The organism is Microcystis sp. M53602_WE12 (assembly GCF_030065455.1).
GTDB classification, from domain to species: Bacteria; Cyanobacteriota; Cyanobacteriia; order Cyanobacteriales; family Microcystaceae; genus Microcystis; species Microcystis aeruginosa.
The window spans coordinates 1-6,843 of the sequence record NZ_JASJFB010000439.1; the positions used below are offsets into that span (position 1 = coordinate 1).

The following is a 6,843-nucleotide window of genomic DNA, read 5'->3' on the forward strand; positions in this document are numbered from 1 at the left end:
CTGAAAATGGGTAAAACCCCACACCCCACACCCCACACCCCACACCCTGCCCCCAGGAAAAGCTTTTTCAGCAAACCCTAATTAGGAGTGAGCGCTTGACTTTGCCGGCGGCTTGGGTTATAATTGTCTTACAATGGGATGTTTTTGTTTATCGCTGACTGCTCAGATTACCATTATAAATAAACTCTTTTTAAAATATTATTGCAAAATCTGCCCACAAAAGCAAGCAAAATTTTGCCATCAATTGTTAAGTTTTGTTAAGAAAAATCCCAACAGTGGCAAGGAAGAGAACTCCCTTAGCTGATCAGTCCGATCCCCTTGATAGTTTATCATGGCTTTTGGGATAATTCTAGAAGTGTGGGACTGATTTTTAGCTTTCTAGCAAAGACGACAAAACCACTAAACTCTATGAAAACTTGGTTAGAAGATCGCGGTATTTTACCCGCTTACGGTGGGGGGGTAATCATTGGCATTACCCTCTGTTTTTTCGGAGCTGCGACCAATACCATGGCGGGATGGTTGTATGCTATCTCTGGCACGACGATCGCTGTTTTAATTTTATCGATAATTTTACCCCGTCGTTCCCTTCTTCCTCTGAAAGTGCGTCGTCTTGCCATTGTACCCGTGAGTGCAGGAGACGATCTTAGTATTAGCCTAGAGATAGAAAATACGAGCAATCAGCCGATAAATCTGTTAGAAGTGACAGATCTGCTGCCTATAGTTCTCGATCGGCCAAAAATAACCGCAATAGAAGCGATTGCCTCCAAAAGTTGCCATCGTTGGACTTATTATTTACCCACCAGTAAACGAGGTATTTATCACTGGCAAGAAGTACAATTAAGAACAGCGGCCCCTCTCGGTTTATTTTGGTGTCGTCGTTGTCAGCAAGCAGCGGCTAAAGCTTTAGTTTATCCCCAAATTTTACCCTTACAACAATGTCCCCTGATCGATTCCCTCGGTCAAGAGATGGAACAAAAATTAGAAAATAATCGCTATTATCAAAGGGCTAGTCAAGGACTTACCCGTAACTTGAGACAATATCGCCAGGGTGATTCTACCCGTTTAATTCACTGGAAAACTAGCGCCCGTTTGGGAGAATTGCAAATTCGGGAATTAGAAGTGTTAACGGGAGGACAGGAAGTGATTATCTGTCTCGATACCCTCTGTGATTGGCAAGAAGACAGGTTTGAACGGGCGATTATTGCCGCTGCTTCCCTCTATTTTTATGCCCATCGTCGGCAACTAAATGTGAAACTCTGGACCGGTGAAACGGGGTTAATTCAGGGGGAAAGGGTCATTTTAGAAACTTTAGCGGCTATAGAGGCAAAAGCTAGTCAAAAAAATGCTAATCTGCCTAATTTACCTGTAATTTGGTTGACAAGTAACTTCAATTCCATCGAACAACTCACCCCCGGCAGCCGTTGGTTATTTTTCCTCGCTGCCGATTCTAGGGAGAGTCCTTCACTCTTAATCCGACAGTTTAGCGGATTGGCGATCGAACCGGAAACTTCTCTACAACAACAATTGCAAAAACCCCCTCGTTGAGGAAATTTCCGTTCATAGTCTAGATTGAGAGGAGATTCTCCAGAAAAAAATGCCCGTATCCCCGAAAAAGATGTTATGATAGAAAAGACTCGGACTCATGCGATCGCAACGCCTTAACCTTGTCAGGACCGGAAGGTAGCAGCAATACGGGATGCTTGTGACTGGCGTGATCTCCGGGTCTTTTTGTTGCCTGTGACGGTCGCTGTTGTGAACGCTTTCAAAACTTTTCGATCACTTACTGCCGAAACTCGTCGTCAACTACTCTTCCTCTTCGTCACGGCGCTGTTTTTCTGGATAAGTATTACCACTCTCCTCCCCACTCTCCCCACCTATATTGACTCCCTAGGCGGTAGCAAACAAGATATCGGTTTTGTCATGGGGGCCTTTGCTATCGGTTTAATTTTATCGCGCAGTTGGTTAGGCAATCTAGTTGATCGCCGCAGTCGCAAATTAGTGGTTTTATTTGGAACTATTGTCGCCGCTACCGCACCCCTCGGTTATCTATTTTTTCGCGATCTTTCCTCTTTATTCGCCGTCCGCGCCTACCATGGTCTCAGTATCGCCGCTTTTACCACCGGTTACAGTACCCTAGTGGTGGATTTTTCCCCCGTTCGTCAACGGGGAGAGATAATTGGTTATATGAGCCTAACTGCACCCATAGGCATGGGAATCGGTCCAGCTTTAGGCAGTTATCTCTACGAATCGATCGGTTATAACGGTTTATTTCTAGTTTCCGCCACTTCGGGAGCGATCGCCTTTCTCCTGAGTTTCTCCATTCAAGAACCGGACTTCAAGAAAAAATTAGCCCAAATGAAGGCAGAAAATCAGACAATCGAGCGCAGTTTTTGGGCATTATGTCAAGAGCGAGCTTTTTTAGTCCCTACCTTAGTTTTTCTATTGGTCGGTACTTTATTCGGCGGTTTAGTCGCTTTTTTACCCCTGTTTCTCCTCGAAAATCAGATTCCTTTCAGTGCCGGTCTATTCTACAGTTATGCGGCACTATCGGGGGTAATCGGACGGATTTTGTCGGGAGGAGCCAGTGATCGCTATGGACGGGGTTTATTCATCACTATTAGCGTTTTTTGCTATGGTTTATCCATGTTGGTTCTATCTTCTGCCCGATCTTCCTCCGCTTTAATTTTAGCCGCTATCCTCGAAGGTACGGGAGGGGGGATTTTATTCCCTATGTTACTGGCTTTAATCTCCGATCGCTCTGGGCCCCAAGAACGCGGCCGGGCCTATTCTATCTGTATCGGCGGTTTTGATGTGGGAACAGCCTTAGCCGGTCCAATTCTGGGGGTTTTAGCAATTTCCTACGAAACTATGTTTAGTTTATCGTCAGGATTAGCTGTTATCGCTCTCTTTCTCTTTTTTACTCTCTCTAACCCCACCATACGCCATTCTTTTCTCTTCGCTTTCGGTTTAGAAAAAGATCGTTATGCTCTGCGCGGACAATTACAATAAAGCTTACTGAAAAAGTTTTTCCTAGGGCAGGGTTATTTAATAGGTTTGAGGTGGAAAATTATCGGGAATATCTAATTCAAATACTTGGTCATGAATCCGAGCCACATAAAGCCCTTCTTGCAGAATTTTTTCCCGTAATTCCGGGGATACATGAACCGCCGCTAATATGCCATAGAGTTTTTTATCTTTGTGTTCAGGAAAAAAGCGGCGAAACCGTGGCAAAATACTTTTTAATTGTGTAATATCTTCCTGTCTAACATGACTTTTAACCTCAACGATATAAGCGGTATTTAGCTCACCATTGCTATAGGCAAGAACATCAATTTCTAGGTGTTGTCCTTCTTTACTGACTCGCACACTAGGACTAACAACTTCCATACCAAAGCGTTGTCTGAGAATCGTTTCCATTGAAGGAAGGGCAAGTCCTTCGGTAAAGCTGCCGAATTTTGCACCGAGTCCCCCAATTTGTTTGCCCAGTTCTTTGAGTTGTTTGTCAGTTTCCTTCTGTTGTTGGGCGTTTTCCTTCTGTTGTTGACTAACTTCCTTCAATAGTAGTTCAGTCTCCTTCTGTTGTTGACTGACTTCCTTGAGTTGTTTGTCAGTTTCTTTTTGAGCGGCAGTTAATTCGGCTAAGAGTCGCCATACGTCTTCGGATGTGGTTGCCATAGATGATTTTTTCCTTCTGATCTGGTCTATTGCTATTTTAGTCAATCGCGCCGATACTTCCTAATTTTTAAGCTTCAATGCTCTCTTTTTTGTCAAGTACATCTTATCCCATTTTAAGCGAACACTACCGTGCGATTAGCGTAAACCAAAACGCGATTTTGCAAGTGTAAACGGACCGCTCGCGCTAACACCACCCTTTCTAAATCCTTACCTTGACGAATTAAATCTCCCACGGTATCGCGATGGCTAACTCTGACCACATCCTGCTCGATAATTGGCCCCTGATCGAGATCGGCAGTGATATAATGGGCGGTGGCTCCAATAATTTTTACCCCTCGATCGTAAGCCCGTTGATAGGGATTAGCTCCGGCAAAAGCCGGTAAAAAAGAATGATGAATATTGATAATATTGGGGAAAAAGTTAATAAAATCTGGAGTGAGAACCTGCATATATTTAGCTAAAATCACTAAATCTATCCGGTATTCCCGCAGTAACTCTAATTGTCTGGCTTCCTGTTCAATCTTGGTTTCGGCGGTAATGGGAATATGATGAAACTCAATACCGAATTGATTGGCAACTGAGTGTAATTCTGGATGATTGCTAATAATTAAAGGAATTTCTGCCCTAATTTCTCCCCCGTGTTGTCGCCATAATAAATCGAGGAGACAATGATCCTGTTTTGTCACCCAAATAGCTAGACGCGGGACAGTATCGGAAAAATGTAAGGACCAACTAGCCTGCAAAGGTTTGGCAATAGCGGCGAAAGCTGGTTCGATCATCCCACGGGGTAAATTAAACCCTTCTAATTGCCATTCTATCCGCATCAGAAACAATCCCGCCGAAAAATCCGTGTGTTGGTCGGCGTGGATAATATTGCCGCCATTAGCGTAGATAAAATTAGCGATTTTCGCCACCAGACCAATCTGGTCGGGACAAGAAATTAACAAGGTTGCAGTGGTACCAGTCATAAATTATCGGTGGCAAGAATTGACTTTTTCTATCCCCTAATTGATTACAATTTCAGGCACTTCGTCCCTTTGATGCACATAAAAGAGCATTTGTCAAGAGCGATCGCCGATTAAATTTCCGGTTAAACTGATACAGTATTCTCTTGCTCAGAAGTGGCAAAATGCCGCTCGATCAGGGAGGGGACATCTTGGGGAGCTACCTGATTATAATGCTTTTTATCGGGCATAACCACCAGATTCGGCCCTTTTTTGCACTGTTTTAAACAGCCAGTTAATTTAATATTCACCGCTTCTCCCAGTCCTTTTTCCTCTAAACTACTCTCTAACCTTTGGCAGACTCTCGCACCGCCATTTTTCCAACAATCGGACTTCTGACAGATTAAGACGGTGGCTTTTTGCGCTTTTGCTGGGGCCACTTCTGGAGTTTTTTCGCCGGATAAATGCTCGATCCCTAGTACCCTCAGTTTTAATTTTCCCTTCTTTGAACAAAGACTACTTTCTCCCGTCACTTTTAGCCATGAGTGGAGAGCAATATTGAGAGGTATGTGGTCTCGCAGTGTTTTTTCGGGCTTAAACCAATATTCTCGTTTATCAACACTGATTCTCAGGTATTTTACCTTATATCCGTCCTTGAGGACAAAACCGAGGAATTGACCGACCACTTGAAAGGGAACCATGGCAGTTACAGATTTTGACATACTTTCTCACTTTTTACTCTTAGATTGCTAATTTTTCTCAAGGATTATGCCTGCCAACAGGTTTCCTGCCAACCGATTAAACAGCTTTGGGAAGCCTCTACCTGTCGCAGGACAATCCACAGCTGTAAAAGTTGAGCGGAGGCATCAATGCGAACCGGCAAAAGCTTATGGAGCGAGCATTTATCTTCAATGTCCAGGGCCTGCAGCCGGTGGTAGAGCTGCCAGCGCTCCCAAGCACTAAGAGGGAAGATTTTCTCACCTTCCGATGGCAATTTGTCTGTACTCATGGGGCTTTTAATTGAGAACTATTAGCAATATAACTCTAGGCTGATGTTCTCAGTATAACCGACAACTGCAAATAATTATCAATAACCTGAAGAAAAAAAGTTACCCGGTAGCGGCGATCGGCTAAAATCTTGCTTGTCCGCTTTGCCGATCCCGGAATCGCTACCGCCTAGAATTGTCAAAGAGATAAAAATGGAGATAACAAGATTTATTGACGAAAATTATGGATAAAAAAGCTCAAAAAACCGATAATTCAGCAATTCTCTATTTTGATGGTGGTTCTCGCGGCAATCCGGGGAGAGCAGCCGGTGCAGCGGTAATAGTTTTAGCCGAGGGTAATTCCTTGACCACGACTAGATATATGGAGAGAGCCACTAATAACGAGGCCGAATACACGGGATTGATTATTGGATTGGAAAAAGCTCAAGAATTAGGCTTAAAAAGCCTAGAAATTCGTGGAGACAGTCAATTAGTCATCAATCAAGTTAAGGGAGACTGGAAGGTAAAAAGCGATAGTTTACGTCCCTTTTATCAGCGTGCTTGTCAATTAGTTGCCCGATTCGATCGCATTAGCTGGCGCTGGATTGAACGAGCTAAAAATAGTTTGGCTGACGCTGCTGCCAATCATTGTATGGATGCGGCGAAAAAATCGCCAGAAAAACCAAAGGAAGGCGAAACTAATCTCGATATTCTGCTCCAATCCCTGAAACCAGTCCTAAATACCGAAGAATTCGTTTTTTCTTCCCTAACAGCAACAGGACTAGAACAGCTACAATTAACCCCTATCTGCCAATTTCAGGAAGAGGAAGGCATAACGGTGATTATTCCCCGTCAGCAAGCCGATCGCAAGAATTTGCAGTACAAATATATTTATAGACAAATTACTCTTTCTGTGCATTCTAGTTTAGCGGCGGTGGGATTTTTAGCGGTAATTAGCGAGAAACTGGCCGCAGCAGCAATTAGCGTCAATGTCATTTCTGGTTATTATCACGATCATTTATTTATCCCTAGGGATAGGGTGACAGAAGCGATGGCTATTCTCGAAGAAATTAGCCGCTCCTAATAGTAGTCAGGAGACAGGAGGCAGGAGTCAGGAGACAGGAGACAGGAGACAGGAGATCATTTCATTTATCCTCCCCACACCCCACACCCCACACCCCACACCCCACACCCCACACCCCACACCCCACACCCCACTTCCCTTTAAACAGGATTTA

General features: G+C 44.0%; 7 protein-coding genes and 1 other RNA gene. 4 read left to right on the forward strand and 4 right to left on the reverse strand.

Annotated elements, in window-relative coordinates; genetic code table 11:
- The first annotated feature begins 408 nt into the window (after positions 1–408).
- The 3 genes from PX482_RS14795 to PX482_RS14805 all read left to right on the forward strand — a co-directional run bounded on the left by PX482_RS14795 (position 409) and on the right by PX482_RS14805 (position 3,009).
- Positions 409–1,545, forward strand: coding sequence for a DUF58 domain-containing protein (locus PX482_RS14795; protein WP_288094157.1), 1,137 nt, complete (start codon positions 409–411; stop codon positions 1,543–1,545).
- An 86-nt stretch (positions 1,546–1,631) separates the two neighbouring features.
- An RNA gene (ffs, locus tag PX482_RS14800) (signal recognition particle sRNA small type) lies at positions 1,632–1,728 on the forward strand.
- 9 nt (positions 1,729–1,737) lie between these two features.
- Positions 1,738–3,009 carry an MFS transporter gene (locus PX482_RS14805; protein ID WP_288122619.1) on the forward strand — a complete coding sequence of 424 codons (1,272 nt, stop codon included), beginning with the start codon at positions 1,738–1,740 and terminating at the stop codon, positions 3,007–3,009.
- Between the two features lie 36 nt (positions 3,010–3,045).
- On the opposite strand, the gene PX482_RS14810 is transcribed toward PX482_RS14805, so the two are convergent.
- From PX482_RS14810 to PX482_RS14825, 4 genes are all read right to left on the reverse strand, one after another.
- A complete protein-coding gene (locus PX482_RS14810) occupies positions 3,046–3,675 on the reverse strand; it encodes a DUF3782 domain-containing protein (RefSeq protein WP_288094159.1) in 630 nt (209 codons plus the stop codon).
- Between the two features lie 113 nt (positions 3,676–3,788).
- Positions 3,789–4,643 carry a formyltetrahydrofolate deformylase gene (purU, locus tag PX482_RS14815; RefSeq protein ID WP_002759669.1) on the reverse strand — a complete coding sequence of 285 codons (855 nt, stop codon included), beginning with the start codon at positions 4,641–4,643 and terminating at the stop codon, positions 3,789–3,791.
- 122 nt (positions 4,644–4,765) lie between these two features.
- On the reverse strand, positions 4,766–5,341 hold the full coding sequence (locus PX482_RS14820) for a (2Fe-2S) ferredoxin domain-containing protein (RefSeq protein ID WP_002759670.1): 576 nt from the start codon (positions 5,339–5,341) through the stop codon (positions 4,766–4,768).
- 44 nt (positions 5,342–5,385) lie between these two features.
- Entirely contained in the window at positions 5,386–5,628 is a 243-nt protein-coding gene (locus PX482_RS14825; protein WP_288023258.1) for an Asr1405/Asl0597 family protein, read from the reverse strand.
- A 221-nt stretch (positions 5,629–5,849) separates the two neighbouring features.
- On the opposite strand from PX482_RS14825, the gene PX482_RS14830 reads away from it, so the two are divergent.
- The gene (locus tag PX482_RS14830) at positions 5,850–6,689 is read left to right on the forward strand and encodes a reverse transcriptase-like protein (RefSeq protein WP_147070040.1); all 840 of its coding nucleotides are present in this window, start codon (positions 5,850–5,852) and stop codon (positions 6,687–6,689) included.
- Positions 6,690–6,843: the final 154 nt, after the last annotated feature.